This is a genomic window from Nocardioides sp. cx-169, assembly GCF_021083605.1.
In the GTDB taxonomy this organism is placed as follows: Bacteria; Actinomycetota; Actinomycetes; order Propionibacteriales; family Nocardioidaceae; genus Nocardioides.
The window spans coordinates 87656-103831 of the sequence record NZ_JAJNRO010000008.1 but is presented as its reverse complement, the minus strand read 5'-3'; the positions used below and the strand labels follow the sequence as shown (position 1 = coordinate 103831).

Genomic DNA, 16176 nt, shown 5'->3' with positions numbered 1-16176 from the left:
TCAGAGCAGGGGGCGCAGGGGCGCGAGGAAGTACTCGGTGAACTTGCGGTGCAGGTCGCGGGCCTCCCACTCGGGGCTCGTGAGCTCCAGCGCGTGGGACTCGTCGGTCGCGAAGACCTTCTCGAGCTGCTGGGCGAGCGCCTCGTCGATGACCTCGACGTTGACCTCGTAGTTGCCGGTGAGGCTGAGCCGGTCGATGTTGGCCGTGCCGACCGTGGTCCAGGTGCCGTCGACGGTGGCCGTCTTGGCGTGCACCATCGCGTCGCGGTAGCGGAAGATGCGGACCCCGTCGGAGAGCATCTGGCTGAAGTAGCCGCGCGAGATCCAGTCGGCCACGATGTGGTTGGACTTCAGGGGCAGCAGCAGCCGCACGTCGACACCGCGCCTGGCCGCGGCCCGGATCGCGTCGACGAAGTCCTGGTCGGGGGTGAAGTACGCGGTGGTCAGCCACACGTTGCGGCTGGCGCGGTTGATGGCCTCGATGTAGACCGAGCGGATCGGGAACATCCACAGGCGGGGGATGTTGCGGTGCACCCGGATCCGCGGCTCCCACGTCGAGGCGGTCTCGAGCAGCAGCGGCCGCTCGGAGGCACGCAGGCGGCGGCGCCGGTTGAGGTTCCAGAAGTCGGCGAAGGCGCGCTTGAGGTCCCAGACGGCCGGCCCGGTGATGCGCAGGTGCGTGTCGCGCCACTCGGTCTCGTACGCCGACCCGATGTTGTAGCCGCCCACGAACCCGACGTGGTCGTCCACGACCAGGATCTTGCGGTGGTCGCGCCCGTAGCGGGCGAGGTCGAAGAAGCGCCATCCGGCGGCGTACACCGGGTAGCGCAGCACCTTGAGGTTGTCGGGGAAGCTCTTGAACACCGGTGACACCACGAGGTTGGCGAAGCCGTCGTAGATGCAGTAGACCTCCACGCCGCGATCGGCCGCGGCGGCCAGCGCGGCCTTGAACCGCTCCCCCGTCTCGTCGCCCTTCCAGATGTAGGTCTCGAAGAGGATCTGCCGCTGTGCGCCGTCGATGGCGGCGAGCATGTCGGCGTACAGGTCCCTGCCGTAGGTGTAGGTCGTGACGGTGCCGTCGCCGACCTCGACCGTGCTCGGCGCGGTGACGGGGAAGGGCCGGGGCTTCTTGCCGCGGCGCCGGTAGGAGTCGACGAGCGACATGCTGACGGCGACTGCGAGCTGGCCTGCCAGGAGCCACATCAGGGTCTTGCGGGCGATCCTCAGCGCCTGGGCGAGAGCGTTGCTGCGCGTGACCACGGGCCCAATCTAGTGGGTCACGTGCGAGTCACCTTGGCCGGGAGATGCGTGCGCGGCGCCATCCGCGGCCCGTGGCGGGGCCGGCGCAGCCCGGCCAGGTAGACGAGGGTGACGACCCGTCCGCGGTGGGGTCGCCACGGCTCCAGGAACTCCTCGAGCGCGGCATCGTCGAACGGCGTGCCGGTGAGGGCCCAGCCGACGTCCTTGGCGACGTGGTAGTCGCCGAACGAGACCGCGTCGGAGTCGCCGAACGCCCGTTGCCGCACCTCGGCGCAGGTCCACACCCCGATGCCGGGCAGCGAGCGCAGGCGGGCCTCCGCCTCTTCGGGGGCGATGCTCGCGGTGCGCTCGATCGCGTCGGCGACTCGCGCCACGGTGACGATCGCGCGGGAGCGGGCGGGGTCGACGTGCAGCCGCAGCCACTCCCACGAGGGGATCTGCCGCAACCGCTCGGGCGTCGGCTGCACCCACAGCCCCAGGTCGTGGCCGGGGCCGGGGGCGCGCTCGCCGAAGCGGCGCACCAGCATCCGGAACCCGGCGAAGGCCTCCTGCCCGGTCACCTTCTGCTCGATGATCGCCGGCACCAGCGCCTCCATGACCAGGCCCGTGCGGCCGACCCGGGAGTGCGGGTGGCGGCGCAGCGCCTCGGCCAGGACCGGCAGCCGCGGCTCGAAGCCGGACCAGTCGTCCTCGGCGCCGAGCATGGCCGGCACCGACTCCAGCGCCCACTCCGCCCCGGGGCCCCAGGCGCGCGCGAGCACGTCGCCGTGGCGGGCACGGGCCTCGACCGACAGGGACGCCGGGCCGTCCGGCGTCCGGATCCCGCGCCAGTGGCGCCCCGCCTCGTCGACGCGGTACGTCGGGTCGCCGGCGCCGCGACGGTGCGGTCGCAGCACCGCGGCGACCGAGCACGGCCACGCGGGCCGCCATGCCCGGGTGCGCCCGTCGTCCACCATGCTCACGAGCCTACGGGCGGCCTCGGACGTGTCGTGGCGTGGCCGGTGACCCGTGCGGTTACATGAGCGCCATGACGCTGTTGAGCGACCTCGAGGCCGTCCTCCCACCGGAGCGGGTCACCTCCGACCCCGACGTCACCGCGTCCTACGCCCACGACGGGGCCGAGTGGGCGGCATACGGCGCGCCGGTCGCGCTAGTGCGGCCACGCGAGACCGCCGAGGTCCGAGCGGTGGTGCTGGCCTGCCTCGAGCACGCGACGCCGTTGGTGACCCGCGGCGCCGGGACCGGCCTGTCCGGCGGTGCCAACGCCGTCGACGGGTGCGTCGTGCTGTCCACCGAGCGGATGACCGAGGTCCGCGAGATCGATCCGGTCGAGCGGCTCGCCGTCGTGCAGCCTGGGGTCGTCAACGACCACCTGCGGGCGGCCGCCGCAGAGCGCGGCCTGTGGTACCCGCCCGACCCCGCAAGCTCGCCCTGGTCGACGATCGGCGGCAACGTGGCGACCAACGCCGGCGGGCTGTGCTGCGTGAAGTACGGCGTCACCGGCGACTATGTGCTCGGGCTGGAGGTCGTCAACGGCCTGGGCGAGGTGGTGCGGCTGGGCCGGCGCACCGCGAAGGGGGTGGCCGGCTACGACCTCACGTCCCTGATGGTCGGCTCGGAGGGGACGCTGGGCGTCGTCACGGAGGTGACGGTCCGCCTGCGGCCCACGCGAGCGCAGGAGCGCACCGTCGCGGGCTACTTCGACTCGGTCGTCGACGCGGGCCGCGCCGTCGAGGCGGTCGGTGCCGCGGGGATCGTGCCGTCGGCCCTGGAGCTCGTCGACCGGCACTGCCTCGAGGCGGTCGACGCGTGGAAGGGCATGGGCCTGGCGGTGGATGCGAACGTCGTCCTGCTGGGCCGCTCCGATGCTCCCGGCGTCGCCGGCGAGGCCGAGGCGGAGGCGATGCTGGCGGCGTTCACCGGCGCCGGGGCGACCTGGGCGGCCGCGTCGACCGACCAGGAGGAGGCCGACGCGCTCTTCGCCGCACGCCGGCTCGCCTACCCGGCGCTGGAGCGGCTCGGACCGGTGCTCACCGAGGACGTGTGCGTGCCGACGGCCGCCGTGCCCGAGATGCTGGCGCGTATCGAGCGGGTCGCCGCCCACCACGACGTGCTCATCGCCAACGTCGCCCACGCCGGCGACGGCAATCTGCATCCCCTGATCGTCACGCCCGCGGGCGACGCCGCCGCGAGGACCCGCGCCGAGGCGGCGTTCGAGCAGATCATCGACGACGCGCTCGCGCTCGGCGGCACGGTCACCGGCGAGCACGGCGTCGGCCTGCTCAAGCGTCAGGGGCTCGCGCGCGAGCTGTCGCCGCAGGTGATGGCGATGCAGCGGGCCGTCAAGGCGGCGCTGGACCCGCACGGGATCCTCAATCCGGGCAAGGTGCTCTGAACGGGTCTGGACCTTGCCCCCGGGGCAGGGCCCAGGGTGGCGGCACCGGTGAACCGCACCGGGGACGAGGATGACGACGTGGACCTCCTGACCATCGGCGACTTCGGTCGCGCGGCAGGCCTGAGCGCCAAGGCACTGCGACTCTACGACGAGCTCGGCCTGCTCCGTCCGGCCGAGGTCGACCGATCGAGCGGCTACCGCCTCTACGCGCCCGCCCAGCTGGACCGGGCCCGCCTGGTGGCGCGGCTCCGGCTGGTCGGCATGCCGCTCGCGCGGATCCGTGAGGTGTGCGAGGCCGACCCGGCCGAGCGCGCCGGTCTGGTCGCGGCCTACTGGTCGCAGGTCGACGCGGATCACGCCTCTCGGCGCGGCGTCGTCGCCACCCTCGTCCTGGAGCTCGAGACGAAGGAGCACGCCATGACCCCCACCCACCATCTCCACGCCCACGCCGCCGTCCGTCACGGACGGGGAGCGCGCGACGCCCAGCTCGACGTGGTCCACGCGGGCAGCCGCGTGTTCGCGGTCGCCGACGGCTTCGGCGCCTCGCCCGCCGCCGCCGAGGCCGCGGTGGCGGCCATGACCGACCTGGACGCGGCGCCCGACGGGTCCCCCGGCACGGTCCTGCGCGAGCGGCTCGCGCGCGCCTTCGCCGCCGTCGCGGACGTTGCCGGCGACCAGGACGGGACGACGCTCACCGCGCTCTGGCTGGTCGGCGGTCAGGTGCACCTGGGGCACGTGGGCGACGCTCGGGGACATCGCGTCCGCGACGGCGCCGTCCGGGCGCTCACCCGCGACCACACATCGGTGCAGGCGCTGGTCGAAGAGGGCCGGCTCACCCCCGACGAGGCCCGGGTCCACGAGCACCGCGCTCTGCTCAACCGGGCGCTGGCCCCCGGCACCCCGGCCGACGCGGACGTGACGCGGACCGACGTACGGGCGGGCGACCGGCTGGTCCTGACCACCGACGGGGTCCACGCGGTGCTCGGCCCCGACCTGGACGCGCTGCTGTCGCGCGACGAGGACGCGGAGACGGTGGCGGCCGCGGTGGCCGCGGCGGTCGAGGACGCCGGTGCGCCCGACAACTACAGCGTCGTCGTGGTCGACCTGGCGAGCTGACCTGCCTCAGTCGTTGCCCGTGGCCTGCTCGGCGAAGCCGTCGGCCCGCGACTCCTCACCGCCGGGGGTCGAGGAGGGCGACGAGGGACCCTCGTGCTCCTCCGGGGTGTCCGCGACGCCGGTGTTCTCCTCGGCCGCGCCGCGCCCGCCGCTCTGCTCGGTCATGGGTGCTCCTCCTCGGTCGTGATCGGGGTGCCCGGGGGCATCGATGTCACCGCTGGTACCCCTCCCGGCCGGTCGCATGCGTGAGCAAGCGGCGCCCCCGAGCCGCCCCGGGCGTGCGTCGGCGAGCAGCTCTGCCCGGTCGTCGGCGAGGACGAACCCGGCGGCGACGGCGCGGTCGGCGGCCTCCGCGTACGCCGCCAGGTAGTGCTCGCGGTCGCGCCAGAGCTCCGCCAGCCGGTCGGCGGGGAGGTCGGCGGTGCTGCCGAACAGCTCGCAGATCACCGACGCACCGGGCAGGGTCAGCCCCGAGAGGACCTCGACCGGGGCGTCCACCGCCGGCGACCGGACGCCCCCGCGGACGTTGCCGACCTCGTCCAGCACGAACGCGTCGCCGTCGACGGCGAGCGGCTCGCCGTGAGGTGGCGCCTGGCCGCCGCGAGCCCAGCGCTCCAAGTGGTGCAGCGCGGCACGCAGGACGAAGGCCTGCTGGCCGCGGTTGACCGGCACCGGGCAGCCGAGGAGCTCCTCGAACTCGCCGATCATGTGCTTGTCGGCGTGCGCCGTGCCCGCGAGCTCCCACGTGCGCAGCCGCTCGTGGTCGGGCTGTCGGGCCGGCAGGAACGCGAGCCGGCCGAACAGGTCGGTCTCGGTCTGGACGACCACCACCGGGACGTCGAGGTCGGTGCGCAGGCGCGTCGGGGTGCCGCCGACGACCTCCGCCATGGGCAGGCCGGCACCGGGCCGACCCAGCGGCAGCGCCGCTCCCCCACGGCTGTGCACCAGGAGCCCGTCGAAGAGCCCCTCGCGCGGCTGGACGCCGTTGGCGTACGTCGTCAGCGCGTAGGCCGACTGCGACTCACCGGTCGCGAGCACCCTGGTCGCGCCCAGGTCGTGGGCCACGGCGCGGGCCACCTGGGTGAAGAGGTCGTAGGCGAACGCGTCGCCGGGGTGGCTGAGCGCGCCGTAGCGGACTGGGTCGCGGCCGCTGAGTCCCGGGCTGCCGATGCCGCCGACCGAGACCGAGGACAGGCCGCCCTCGACGCCCGCGTGCTGCGCGGACACCGCGGCGTAGGCGTGGCCGCGGCGCACGACCTCCTCGGCGTAGAACGTCCACCCCGGCGCGACGTCGCTGCCGCTGCTCACGTTGAGCCACTCGACGACCAGGGTCCCGCTCGCGGTGGCGGGATCCGGGCGGCGTACGACGACGCGGGTGACGTACGCCGCGGACGCGGCCTCGCGCAGCGTCCAGCGGCCGTCGGGCGCGAGCTCGTCGGCGGCGTAGGAGACCGCCGTGCCGGACGCGGCGTGCTCGGTCTCGGTGTAGCCCACCGCCGCGAGGTCGGGGCCCGGCCGGGCGCCGCCGAGGCCCGTGTCGCCGGGCGGCAGCGCGGCCAGGGTGGACCGGTCGCTCACGACCGCTCCCGACGGGCCTTGGCGATCGTCTCCTCGACGATCGAGTTGAGCCGGGCGCCCTGGGGCCAACCGGCGTAGTGGCACAGGAAGATCACGATCTCGCGCAGCTCCGCCTCCGAGAGCTCGCCGTTGGCGTGGGCGGCCGGCACCTGGATGCCGAGGACGTCGGCGCCGCCGGTGCCGGCCAGCAGCCCGATCAGCAGCAGCCGCCGGTCCCGGTCGGTGAGCCCCGGGCGCTCCCAGATGTCGGCGAAGAGGTGGTCGGCGGTGTAGCCGAAGAAGTCCCCCTCGCCGTCGGTCATCTCGAAGCCGTAGACCTCCTCCATCCGCTCCAGCCCGCGTCGGCGCTGCTCGGGGAGGTCGTCGAACTTGCCGCTCATGAGTGCTCCTGCGGTGGGAGGCCGAGTCCGGGGCCGAGCCGGTCGAGGGCGAGGCGGGCGAGCGGGACGTCGACCCCGAGCTGGTCGGCGAGGTCCGTGGCGAAGCGCAGGTCCTTCTCGCCGAGCGCGCGGACGTGGTCGAGGACGCCGAACCAGAAGTCGTCCTCGGGGATCGGCGCGGCCGTGTCGCGGTGCATGATCGCCCCCGGACCGCCGGTGACGGCGTCGGTGTGGCGCACGACCTTCCCGAGCGTTCTGAGGTCGAGCCCGGACGCCTCGGCCAGCCGCTGCGCCTCGGTGGCGGCGGTGAAGGCCACGAAGTGCATCAGGTTGCGGGCGAGCTTCATCCGGGTCCCGGCGCCGATCGGGCCGGCGTGCACGACGAGCGAGCCCATGCGCTCCAGGACCGGGCGCGCGGCGGCGTACGCGGGCCCGGAGCCGCCGACCAGGATGGCCAGGGTCCCATCTGCCGCGCCCATCGCTCCTCCGCTGACCGGGGCGTCGACCACCAGGACGTCGTGGCGGGCGGCGGCGGCCTCGAGCCGGTGCGGGGCGGATGGCGAGACGGTCGAGTGCACCGCCACCACCAGCCCCGGGTGGGCTGCGCCGAGCGCCTCGTCGAGCACCTCGCGGACCTGGTCGTCGTCGCGCACCATCACGCACAGCACGTCGGACTCGGCGGCGGCCTGCGCGACGCTGCCGGCGGCAGTGGCCCCCGCTGCGACCAGCTCCGCGACGGGCTCCGGCGCCACGTCGTGCACGTGCAGGTCGTCGGCACCCGACGCGAGCCGCAGCGCCATCGGCCTGCCGATGTTGCCGAGACCGACGAAGCCGACGCGCGTCATGGCCGGAACGTCTGTCCGCCGTCGACCGCCAGGATCTGGCCGGTCACCCAGGCCGACTCCTGCGAGAGCAGGAACAGACAGGCGCCCACCATGTCCTCGGGCTGACCCATGCGCTTGAGGGCCAGCCCCTTGACCAGGTCCTGGGCCGCGTCGCCCGCCTGGGTGCGGGTGGCCTCGGTGTCGGTGGGGCCGGGGGCGATCGCGTTGACCCGGATGCCCATGCCGCCCAGCTCGTGCGCGAGCTGCTGGGTCAGGCCGTTGACGCCGGTCTTGGCCAGCCCGTAGAAGCCGGAGTAGAGGTAGGCCGCCGTCGAGCTCTGGTTGACGATCGAGCCGCCGCCTCGAGCCTTCAGGTGCCGCCACACCGCACGGGTGACGACCAGGACGCCGTCCATGTTCACCGACATGAACCTGCGGTAGTAGTCCCAGTCGACGGTGAGGAGGAGGTCGAACTGCATGTCGCCGTAGATGGCGGCGTTGTTGACCAGCCCGTCGATCCCGCCGTACTCCGCGACCGTCTGCTCGGCCATCGCGTTCGCCGACTCCGCCGAGGACACGTCGGTCGGCACGAAGAGCGCCCGGCCCCCGGTCTCGTTGATGCCGGCCGCGACCTTCTCCCCCGCCTCGGCGTTGACGTCGGCGACCACCACTGCCGCGCCCTCCGCGGCGAGCGCCCTCGCGTACGCCTCTCCGATGCCCTGCGCCGCGCCGGTGACGATGACGACCTTGTCCTGGAAACGCCTGCTCATTGATGTCTCCTTGATGACGTTGGTCGAGGTGCGGGCTCAGCCATGGTCTTGATCTGCAAGTACTCCTCGAAGCCGGCGACGCCCATCTCACGGCCGAGGCCGGACTGCTTGTAGCCGCCGAACGGGGCGTCCGGGCTGAACCAGACGCCGCCGTTGACCGAGAGCGTGCCGGTGCGGATCCGGGCCGCCACGGCCTTGGCCCGCTCCAGCGAGCCGGAGTCGACCGAGCCGGAGAGCCCGTACGGCGAGTCGTTGGCCAGGCGGACGGCGTCGTCGTCGCCGTCGTGTGGAATCACGACGAGCACCGGGCCGAAGATCTCCTCCTGCGCCGGGGTGGAGTCGTTGCCGAGGCCGGCCACGACCGTGGGCTGCACCCAGAAGCCGTCCCGGTCGATGACGTGGCCCCCGGTGGCGAAGGTGCCGCCCTCCTCGACCGCCAGCCGCAGGTAGGCCTCGACCCGGTCGCGCTGGGCCTGCGAGATCACGGGACCGCAGATCGCGCCGGGATCGGCGGGATCCTTGGCGCCGATGGACTCCATGGTCGCCGCCGCGACCTGGACAGCCTCGTCGTACCTGTCGCGCGGGACGATCAGCCGGGTGGTGATCGCGCACCCCTGGCCGGCGTGGATGCAGGCGGTGAGCGCCGTGGCACCGGCGACCGCCGCGACGTCGGCGTCGTCGAGCGCGATCGCGGCCGACTTGCCGCCCAGCTCGAGGAACACCTTCTTCAGCGTGGGCGCGGCGGCCGCCATGATCGCGCGGCCCGTGGCCGTGGAGCCGGTGAACGACACCATGTCCACGCGCGGATCGGTCGAGAGCACCGCGGCCACCTGGTCGGAGCGCGGTGTGACGACGTTGAGGACACCGGGCGGGATCTCGGTGTGCTCGGCGACCAAGCGTCCCAGCTCGCACGCCAGCCACGGGGTGTCGGGCGCCGGCTTGAGGACGACCGTGCACCCCGCCGCCAGGGCCGGCCCGACCTTGGCCAGGTTGATCTGGGTCGGCACGTTCCACGGAGTGATGGCCGCGACGACGCCGATCGGCTCCCGGCGGACCGTGCGCCGCGAGGGGATGCCCATCGGCTCCGCGACCCCGAGGTCGGTCTCGAACTCGTAGGACTCGAGCAGGTCGGTCACCCACCGCAGCCCTTCGACCGGTACGTCGAAGCCGGCCGCGCCCATCATGAAGCCGGGCATGCCGACCTCGGCCGTGGTCAGCGCGCGGACGTCGTCGGCGTGGTCGAGCAGCGCCTGGTGAAGCTGGCGCAGGCAGCGCACCCGCAGCGCCACGTCGCTCGACCAGTCGGACTCGTCGAACGCCCTCCTCGCCGCGGCGATCGCGGCATCGACGTCGGCGGCGGTCGCGTCGGGCGCCTGGCCGATCTCCAGGCCGGTGGCCGGGTCGAGGACCGGGTACGTCGTGCCGTCGCCGGCGGGCGTGAGCTTGCCGTCGACGAGCAGCTGGGGCGGCGGCGTACGCAGGGTCATGAGGGCCGGTCCTGGACCACGAAGTCGCCGCGCTCGACCGGCGGCGGCCAGACCGGCGAAGGCAGGTCCTGGAGCCGGTAGTGGCCCGGCTGCGAGGGGCCGTGCACCCCCATGCGGTCGAGCAGCCCCGGCGGCGCCTTGCCGGAGGCGGCGATGGCCAGGAACGTCTGGGCGGTCGATCCAAGGTCGAACCAGTCACGCTGCCAGGCGAACTCCAGGCTGCCGTCGACGTTGCGGCCGACGCCGAACCAGGAGCCGCCGATGCCGAGGATCTCGTACTCCTCGCCGGTCTCGTCGTTCGTGATCCCCGAGCGCTGCTTCCAGAACCCGACGATCATGCCGGTCCGCTCGTCGACGACGGTGGCCTGGTAGTCGTAGTGCCAGCCGTCCAGGCCCGCCATCTCCTGGCCGATCGCGAGCTCGCGGATCTCCGCGCGTCCGACCGCCATGAAGTGCTCGTCGGGCGTGTACATCCACCCGTACGTCGCCTCCTCGGCGTAGTGGTCGGCCAGGACCCGCCAGTCGCGGCGGCGCTCGGCCTCGCGGTTGGCCTCCAGCCAGCCCTGCCAGAACTCGTCGATCTCGGCGCGGGTGAACTCGCTCATCTGGTTCCTCACGTGTCGGCCATGGCGAGCGCCATGGCAGGGCAGAACTGCACGGCCGCCCGCACCTGCGGGCGCAGGGACTCGTCGGGGTGCTCCTGGAGCACGACCACCACGTCACCGCCTGCGTCGAAGCCGAAGACGGCGGGCGCCTCGCCCTGGCACATCTGATGGCCCTGGCACAGGTCGAGGTCGGCGATCACCCTCATCTCGCGGCCCTCACGACGAGCGCCTTCGGTAGCGGACCCGGCACGGCTGCTGGAGCTGGATCACCATCTTGGACACGTCGTCGGCGTACGACTCAGGCGGCTGGGTCATCTCGAACTCGTAGTCGCGCAGGAGCACCGAGAAGATCGCCTTGAGCTGCATCATCGCGAACGCCGAGCCCACACAGCGGTGCTTGCCGGCACCGAACGGGATCCAGGTCCAGCGGTTGACCAGGTCCTCCTGGCGCGGGTCGAGGTAGCGGCCCGGGTCGAAGGAGTCCGGCTCCGGGAAGTCCTCGGGGATCCGGTTGGAGACCTTGGGCGAGGCCGCCACCATCGTGCCGGGGGCGATGGTGTGGCCGGCCAGCTCGATCTCCTCCTGCACGACGCGCAGCAGGATGATCAGCGGCGGGTGCAGCCGCAGGGTCTCCTTCAGCGCCGCCTCCAGCCGGGGGATCGACCGCAGCGCCTGGAAGGAGATCTCGACGGCGCCCGTGCCGTCGGGGTCGCCGTACAGCTCGTCGAGCTCGGCGACGACGTCCCTCATCGCCTCGGGGTGGCGCATCAGCTCGATCAGCGCCCAGGCGGCGGTGCCGGAGCTGGTGTGGTGCCCGGCGAACATCATCGAGATGAAGATGCCGGTGATGTAGTCGGCTGTCATCTCCACCGAGATGAGCACGTCCAGCAGGTCGCGCTCCTCCCTCGGCACCTTTCCGCGCGCCACCCGCTTGTCGAGGATGGCCTGCACCAGCGCGACCAGCTCGAGCCGGGCGGCGTCGCGGGTGCGGAAGGACTCGATGTCGAGGTACGGGTCGACGTACGCCAGCGCGTCGGTGCCCTTCTCGAGGTCGTGGTAGAGGCGGGCGAAGGTGGCGTCGAGCTCGTCGCGGAACGGCTTGCCGATCAGGCAGCTGCTGGTCGTGTAGATCGTCAGCTCGGCGAAGAAGTCCAGCAGGTCGATCTCGCCCTCATCGCCCCACTGCCCGACCATCCTGGTGATCTCGGCCTCGATGGTCGCGGCGTGACCGCGCATCATGTCGCCGCGCAATGCCTGGTTCTTCAGCATCTGCTGGCGCTCCTCGGGCGAGGCGTCGAAGACCACGCCCTTGCCGAAGATCGGGGTCATGAACGGGTACGCCGCCGCCTGGTCCAGCGTGGAGTCGGGGGCACGGAAGAACTGCTCGTTGGCCTGTGCGCCGCTGACGAGCACGACGTCGCGATCGGCCAACCGGAACCGCCCGATGTCGCCGCACTCGTCGCGCACCCGCTGGAAGAGCCCAATCGGGTCGACCCGCATCTCGGCGAGGTGGCCGAACCCGTCGTCGTCGGGCACGGCGTAGGAGACCTCGGTGACGCCCTGTTCGCTCGCCGGGCTCATGGGTGGTCCTCCAGGGGGGCCTCGGGCGAGACCTCGATGAGGTTCAGGTGGACGCCGCGGGGCGCTCCGACGACCGTGGCGATCGCCTCCGCGACGGCGGCGGGCTTCAGGAAGTGGCCGTGGCGGGCGAGGCCGAAGCGGACCCACTGGTCGATCACGAACGCCGCCTCGTCGTCGGCCCAGTCGGTGCCCATGCCGCTCCAGGTGGGCCCGGGTCGCACGATGCTGGCGCGCACGCCGGTGCCCTCGAGCTCCATCTGCATCGCCTGCGCCATGCCCTCCAGGCCCCACTTGCCGGCGGCGTACGACGACATGAACGGGCGCGGCCGCACGGCCACGTCGGAGGAGACGAAGACGAGATCCCCGCGGCGGCGCTCGACCATGCCGGGGACGAGTGCGCGGACCAGCCGGTGCGCGCCCACGATGGTGAGGTCGAGCTCGCGGGCGAAGCGATCCGTGTCGACTTCGTGGGTGGTGCCGGGCGCGACGGCGCCGGCGTTGCTGACGACGACCTCGATGTCGCCGAGGTCGGCGGTGACGGCCTTCGCGAAGCCGGTGACCGAGTCGGCGTCGGTGAGGTCGAGGTCATGCACGCTGGCCTCTCCCCCGTCAGCGCGGATCCGGTCGGCCAGGTCCTCGCAGAGGGTGGTGCGCCGGGCCCCGAGGGCGACCGGGTGCCCTGCCGCCGCGAGCACCAGCGCCGTGGCCGCGCCGATGCCCGACGAGGCGCCGGTGACGACGGCGGGGCGGCGTGCGGGCTGGTCGTACCTGCTCATCGGACCTCCATGCGCACCGGGACGGAGGCGAACCCGCGCACGCTGACGGAGTGCACCCGCACGCAGTCGTCGTGGGAGACCTCGAGCCGTCTGACTCGCCGGACCAGGGACCGCAGCGCGACCTGGGCCTCCAGGCGAGCGAGGTTGGCGCCCAGACAGAAATGGCGGCCACCTCCGAAGCTGACGAGCTGGGCGAGCTCGTCCTGGGGCCGGTCGAGGTCGTAGTCGTCCGGGCGGTCGAAGACCCGCTCGTCGCGGTTGGCCGATCCGATCGCCAGCACCAGCTTGGCGCCCTTGGGGGCGACCTTGCCGTGCAGCGCGACGTCCTGGAGCAGGTGGCGCGCGAGCAGCTGGCTGGAGGTGTCGAAGCGCAGCGTCTCCTCGATCCACGCTCCGACGAGCCCGGGGTCGGGGTCGGCGAAGACCCGGTCCAGCTGGTCGGGGCGGCGCGCGAGGTGGAAGAGCGCGTGGCCGAGGAGCTTGGTGGTCGTCTCGTTGCCCGCCACGACCATGAGGAAGAGGAACGCGATGATCTCGTCGTCGCTGAGCCGGTCGCCGTCGCTCCGCTCATTCTCCTGGCGCACCGCCAGCAGCGCGCTGGTCAGGTCCTCGGTCGGCTGCCGCCTGCGCTGCGCGACCATGTCGGCGTAGTAGCCGACGAGCTCGAGGCTGGCCTCCATGCCGGCCTGCGGGACGTCATGGACGCCGTCCTCGCGGTGGACCACGAGGTCGGCGAGGCGGCGTACCTCGTCGCGGTCGACCTCCGGCACCCCCATCATCTCGGAGATGACGTCCATCGGGAGCCTGCCGGCGAAGTCCGTGATCCAGTCGAAGCCCTGCCCGTCCTGGGCGCGCTCCAGGCAGCGGTCGAGGTAGCGGTCGGTCAGCTCCTGGATGCGCGGCTCGAGGGCCATGACGCGGCGCGGGGTGAAGCCCTTGGAGACCAGCGAGCGCAGCCGCTGCTGGCGAGGCGGGTCCATGCCGAGGAAGGACATCACCTTGTGGGCGTGCGGGCCCCAGGCGCTGGGCTCGAGGGAGACGCCCATGGCGTTGGAGTAGACGCCCTCGGTGCGGAAGGCCTGCTGCACGTCGGCGTGGCGGGTGAGGACCCAGAAGTCGTGCTCCTCGTTGTGGTGGAGCGGGTCCTCGGTACGGCAGCGGGCGTAGACCGGGTACGGGTCTTCCTGGAAGCCGTAGTCGAAGGGGTCGAAGCCCAGGCCGCTCACGTGTGGCCCCGCAGGATGGTGGCGACGACGAGGTCGAGCCGCTCGCCCATCTCGGTGTAGGTCATCAGGCCCATGCCGGCCTGCAGGAGCGCGCCGGAGAACGCCAGCGCGAGTGTCTCCACGACCGCCGGGGCGGCGCCCTCGCCGAGCGCCTCGCGGAACCGCTCGACGTACTCGGCACCGATGCGCAGGCGGAGCCTGGCGACGTCGGGGTCGCTGCCGAGCAGGGCCGCGGTGACGCCGGCCGCGAGCTCGGGGGATGCGGCCAGCGAGCGCGCGAGGTGGCGGGTGCACGCCTGGACGCGGGCGACCGGGTCCGGTCCCGCGGGCGCCGGAGGGCGGTCGCTGTGCAGGTGCCGAAGGAAGAGCTCGGCGAAGAGGTGGTTGCGCGAGGCGAGGTAGGTGTAGGCCGTAGCCGACGAGACCCCGGCGCGCAGCGCGACCGAGCGGACGGTGAGCGCGTCGGCCCCGACCTCGCCCAGCTCCTGGTCGGCGGCGGCCAGCAACCGCGAGACCGTCTGGGCCTGCCGCGCGTTGAGACCAGCTCGCGGCGGGCTCGACACCTGACTGGACACCTGTCCAATCTAGAACGTGTTCTCATTCAGGCGCAAGGGTCGTGGGGTGTCGGCGCGATCGGCCAGACTGGCCTGGTGCTGCTCCATGACCTTGTGACGACCTCGGGTGCGGTCGCGGCGACCCGCTCGCGCAAGGCCAAGGTCGCCGCCATCGCCGAGCTGCTGGCGCGCGCGGACGTCGACGAGCTGGAGATCGTGACCGCCTACCTGGGCGGGACGCTGCTCCAGCGCCGCACCGGCCTGGGCTGGCGCGGGCTGACCTCGCTGCCGCCCCCCGCCGACTCGCCCTCGCTGGACGTGCGCGAGGTGGACGCGGCGTTCGCCGCCCTGGCCGGACTGGCGGGCGCGGGGTCCCAGGCGGCGCGCTCCACCGCCGTGGCCGACCTGTTCGGGCGGGCGACAGCCGAGGAGCAGGCGTGGCTGCGGGGCGTCGTGACCGGGGAGGTCCGCCAGGGGGCGCTGGACGCGCTGGTGCAGGAGGCGGTCGCAGCCGCCACGGGCGTGCACCTGAGCGCCGTACGGCGGGCTGCGATGCTGTCCGGCTCGACAGTGGCAGTGGCGCGACTCGCCTTCACCGGCGGCGAAGCGGCACTGGCCCGGGTGGGTCTGAACGTGCTGCGACCGGTGCTGCCGATGCTCGCGTCGTCGGCGCCGACGGTGGCGGCGGCCATGACGAAGGCCGGCCGAGGCGGCCCGGTGTCGATCGACACCAAGCTCGACGGGATCCGGATCCAGGTGCACCGCGCCGGCGATGCGGTGCGCATCGCGACCCGCAGCCTCGAGGACATCACGGCGCGCCTGCCCGAGGTCGTGGAGGTCGCCCGGTCGCTCCCGGCGGAGTCGTTCGTGCTGGACGGCGAGGCGCTGGCGCTGGACGAGGAGGGGCGGCCCCGACCGTTCCAGGAGACCGCGTCGCGCACAGCCCAGGCGAGCGGGGTGCACGTCACGCCGTACTTCTTCGACCTGCTGCACCTCGACGGCGTCGACCTGCTGGAGGCCCCCCTGACCGAGCGGGTGATCGCGCTGGAGCGCCTGGTCCCCCCGAGGCACCTCGCCGAGCGGATCGTGACAGCCGATCCCGAGGAGGCGTCCGCCTTCGTGGCCCGCGTGCTGGACGCCGGCCACGAGGGCGTCGTGGTCAAGGACCCGGCGGCGCCATACGACGCAGGCCGGCGCGGAGCATCGTGGATCAAAGTCAAGCCGGTGCACACGCTAGACCTCGTGGTGCTGGCCGTCGAGTGGGGCTCGGGGCGCCGTCGGGGATGGCTGTCCAACATCCACCTCGGCGCGCGCGACGACACCGCCGAGGGCGGGTTCGTGATGCTGGGCAAGACGTTCAAGGGCATGACCGACGAGGTCCTCGCCTGGCAGACCGAGCGGTTCCTCGCGCTGGAGACGCACCGCGAGGGCCACGTGGTCTTCGTCCGGCCCGAGCAGGTGGTCGAGATCGCGCTCGACGGGGTCCAGCAGTCGCCGCGCTACCCGGCGGGCATGGCGCTGAGGTTCGCGCGCGTGGTCCGCTACCGCGAAGACAAGACAGCCGGGGAAGCCGACACCGTCGCGACCGTACGGGACCTGTTCGGGCGCTGAGCGGCCAGAAAGC

16 protein-coding genes are annotated in these 16176 nt (G+C 73.1%); 3 read left to right on the top strand and 13 right to left on the bottom strand.

What is annotated here, in order from left to right:
* Both LRP67_RS12675 and LRP67_RS12670 read right to left on the bottom strand, forming a co-directional pair.
* On the bottom strand, nt 1–1260 hold the full coding sequence (locus LRP67_RS12675; RefSeq protein WP_308189745.1) for a phospholipase D-like domain-containing protein: 1260 nt from the start codon (nt 1258–1260) through the stop codon (nt 1–3).
* A 17-nt stretch (nt 1261–1277) separates the two neighbouring features.
* Nucleotides 1278–2216 carry a DNA-3-methyladenine glycosylase gene (locus LRP67_RS12670; protein ID WP_231270530.1) on the bottom strand — a complete coding sequence of 313 codons (939 nt, stop codon included), beginning with the start codon at nt 2214–2216 and terminating at the stop codon, nt 1278–1280.
* Between the two features lie 71 nt (nt 2217–2287).
* Here LRP67_RS12670 and LRP67_RS12665 point away from each other — a divergent pair, with 71 nt between their 5' ends.
* Together LRP67_RS12665 and LRP67_RS12660 are read left to right on the top strand one after the other, a co-directional pair.
* Nucleotides 2288–3655, top strand: coding sequence for an FAD-binding oxidoreductase (locus LRP67_RS12665; protein WP_269211520.1), 1368 nt, complete (start codon nt 2288–2290; stop codon nt 3653–3655).
* A gap of 78 nt (nt 3656–3733) precedes the next feature.
* The gene (locus LRP67_RS12660) at nt 3734–4771 is read left to right on the top strand and encodes a MerR family transcriptional regulator (RefSeq protein WP_231270528.1); all 1038 of its coding nucleotides are present in this window, start codon (nt 3734–3736) and stop codon (nt 4769–4771) included.
* A 6-nt stretch (nt 4772–4777) separates the two neighbouring features.
* Here LRP67_RS12660 and LRP67_RS12655 read toward each other — a convergent pair whose 3' ends face one another.
* From LRP67_RS12655 to LRP67_RS12605, 11 genes are read right to left on the bottom strand one after another with little or no spacing between them, the layout of a single operon-like run.
* On the bottom strand, nt 4778–6349 hold the full coding sequence (locus tag LRP67_RS12655) for an alpha/beta hydrolase domain-containing protein (RefSeq protein ID WP_231270527.1): 1572 nt from the start codon (nt 6347–6349) through the stop codon (nt 4778–4780).
* Complete coding sequence (locus LRP67_RS12650; RefSeq protein ID WP_231270526.1) at nt 6346–6729, bottom strand: carboxymuconolactone decarboxylase family protein; 384 nt, start codon at nt 6727–6729, stop codon at nt 6346–6348. The genes LRP67_RS12655 and LRP67_RS12650 overlap by 4 nt, the downstream gene beginning before the upstream one ends.
* Nucleotides 6726–7574 carry an NAD(P)-dependent oxidoreductase gene (locus tag LRP67_RS12645; protein ID WP_231270525.1) on the bottom strand — a complete coding sequence of 283 codons (849 nt, stop codon included), beginning with the start codon at nt 7572–7574 and terminating at the stop codon, nt 6726–6728. Before LRP67_RS12645 ends, LRP67_RS12650 begins: the two co-directional genes overlap by 4 nt.
* Entirely contained in the window at nt 7571–8323 is a 753-nt protein-coding gene (locus tag LRP67_RS12640; protein ID WP_231270524.1) for an SDR family oxidoreductase, read from the bottom strand. The genes LRP67_RS12645 and LRP67_RS12640 overlap by 4 nt, the downstream gene beginning before the upstream one ends.
* Nucleotides 8320–9810 carry an aldehyde dehydrogenase gene (locus LRP67_RS12635; protein WP_231270523.1) on the bottom strand — a complete coding sequence of 497 codons (1491 nt, stop codon included), beginning with the start codon at nt 9808–9810 and terminating at the stop codon, nt 8320–8322. Before LRP67_RS12635 ends, LRP67_RS12640 begins: the two co-directional genes overlap by 4 nt.
* Nucleotides 9807–10415: a hypothetical protein gene (locus LRP67_RS12630; RefSeq protein WP_231270522.1), complete on the bottom strand. Its 609-nt coding sequence runs from the start codon at nt 10413–10415 to the stop codon at nt 9807–9809. The genes LRP67_RS12635 and LRP67_RS12630 overlap by 4 nt, the downstream gene beginning before the upstream one ends.
* Nucleotides 10416–10423: 8 nt before the next feature.
* The gene (locus LRP67_RS12625) at nt 10424–10621 is read right to left on the bottom strand and encodes a ferredoxin (protein WP_231270521.1); all 198 of its coding nucleotides are present in this window, start codon (nt 10619–10621) and stop codon (nt 10424–10426) included.
* Nucleotides 10622–10631: 10 nt separating this feature from the next.
* Entirely contained in the window at nt 10632–11996 is a 1365-nt protein-coding gene (locus LRP67_RS12620) for a cytochrome P450 (protein WP_231270520.1), read from the bottom strand.
* A complete protein-coding gene (locus tag LRP67_RS12615) occupies nt 11993–12772 on the bottom strand; it encodes an SDR family oxidoreductase (protein WP_231270519.1) in 780 nt (259 codons plus the stop codon). Before LRP67_RS12615 ends, LRP67_RS12620 begins: the two co-directional genes overlap by 4 nt.
* Nucleotides 12769–13998, bottom strand: a complete 1230-nt coding sequence (locus LRP67_RS12610) for a cytochrome P450 (protein ID WP_231270518.1) — start codon at nt 13996–13998, stop codon at nt 12769–12771. The genes LRP67_RS12615 and LRP67_RS12610 overlap by 4 nt, the downstream gene beginning before the upstream one ends.
* The gene (locus LRP67_RS12605) at nt 13995–14573 is read right to left on the bottom strand and encodes a TetR/AcrR family transcriptional regulator (RefSeq protein ID WP_231270517.1); all 579 of its coding nucleotides are present in this window, start codon (nt 14571–14573) and stop codon (nt 13995–13997) included. The genes LRP67_RS12610 and LRP67_RS12605 overlap by 4 nt, the downstream gene beginning before the upstream one ends.
* A gap of 75 nt (nt 14574–14648) precedes the next feature.
* Here LRP67_RS12605 and LRP67_RS12600 point away from each other — a divergent pair, with 75 nt between their 5' ends.
* A complete protein-coding gene (locus LRP67_RS12600) occupies nt 14649–16163 on the top strand; it encodes an ATP-dependent DNA ligase (protein ID WP_231270516.1) in 1515 nt (504 codons plus the stop codon).
* Nucleotides 16164–16176 lie beyond the last annotated feature (13 nt).

What these genes read in the sequence shown, in the direction of transcription:
- LRP67_RS12670 (WP_231270530.1), bottom strand. Translation starts at nt 2,216, where the DNA reads ATGGTGGACGACGGGCGCACCCGGGCATGGCGGCCCGCGTGGCCGTGC.
- LRP67_RS12665 (WP_269211520.1), top strand. Translation starts at nt 2,288, where the DNA reads ATGACGCTGTTGAGCGACCTCGAGGCCGTCCTCCCACCGGAGCGGGTC.
- LRP67_RS12650 (WP_231270526.1), bottom strand. Translation starts at nt 6,729, where the DNA reads ATGAGCGGCAAGTTCGACGACCTCCCCGAGCAGCGCCGACGCGGGCTG.
- LRP67_RS12645 (WP_231270525.1), bottom strand. Translation starts at nt 7,574, where the DNA reads ATGACGCGCGTCGGCTTCGTCGGTCTCGGCAACATCGGCAGGCCGATG.
- LRP67_RS12640 (WP_231270524.1), bottom strand. Translation starts at nt 8,323, where the DNA reads ATGAGCAGGCGTTTCCAGGACAAGGTCGTCATCGTCACCGGCGCGGCG.
- LRP67_RS12635 (WP_231270523.1), bottom strand. Translation starts at nt 9,810, where the DNA reads ATGACCCTGCGTACGCCGCCGCCCCAGCTGCTCGTCGACGGCAAGCTC.
- LRP67_RS12630 (WP_231270522.1), bottom strand. Translation starts at nt 10,415, where the DNA reads ATGAGCGAGTTCACCCGCGCCGAGATCGACGAGTTCTGGCAGGGCTGG.
- LRP67_RS12625 (WP_231270521.1), bottom strand. Translation starts at nt 10,621, where the DNA reads ATGAGGGTGATCGCCGACCTCGACCTGTGCCAGGGCCATCAGATGTGC.
- LRP67_RS12620 (WP_231270520.1), bottom strand. Translation starts at nt 11,996, where the DNA reads ATGAGCCCGGCGAGCGAACAGGGCGTCACCGAGGTCTCCTACGCCGTG.
- LRP67_RS12615 (WP_231270519.1), bottom strand. Translation starts at nt 12,772, where the DNA reads ATGAGCAGGTACGACCAGCCCGCACGCCGCCCCGCCGTCGTCACCGGC.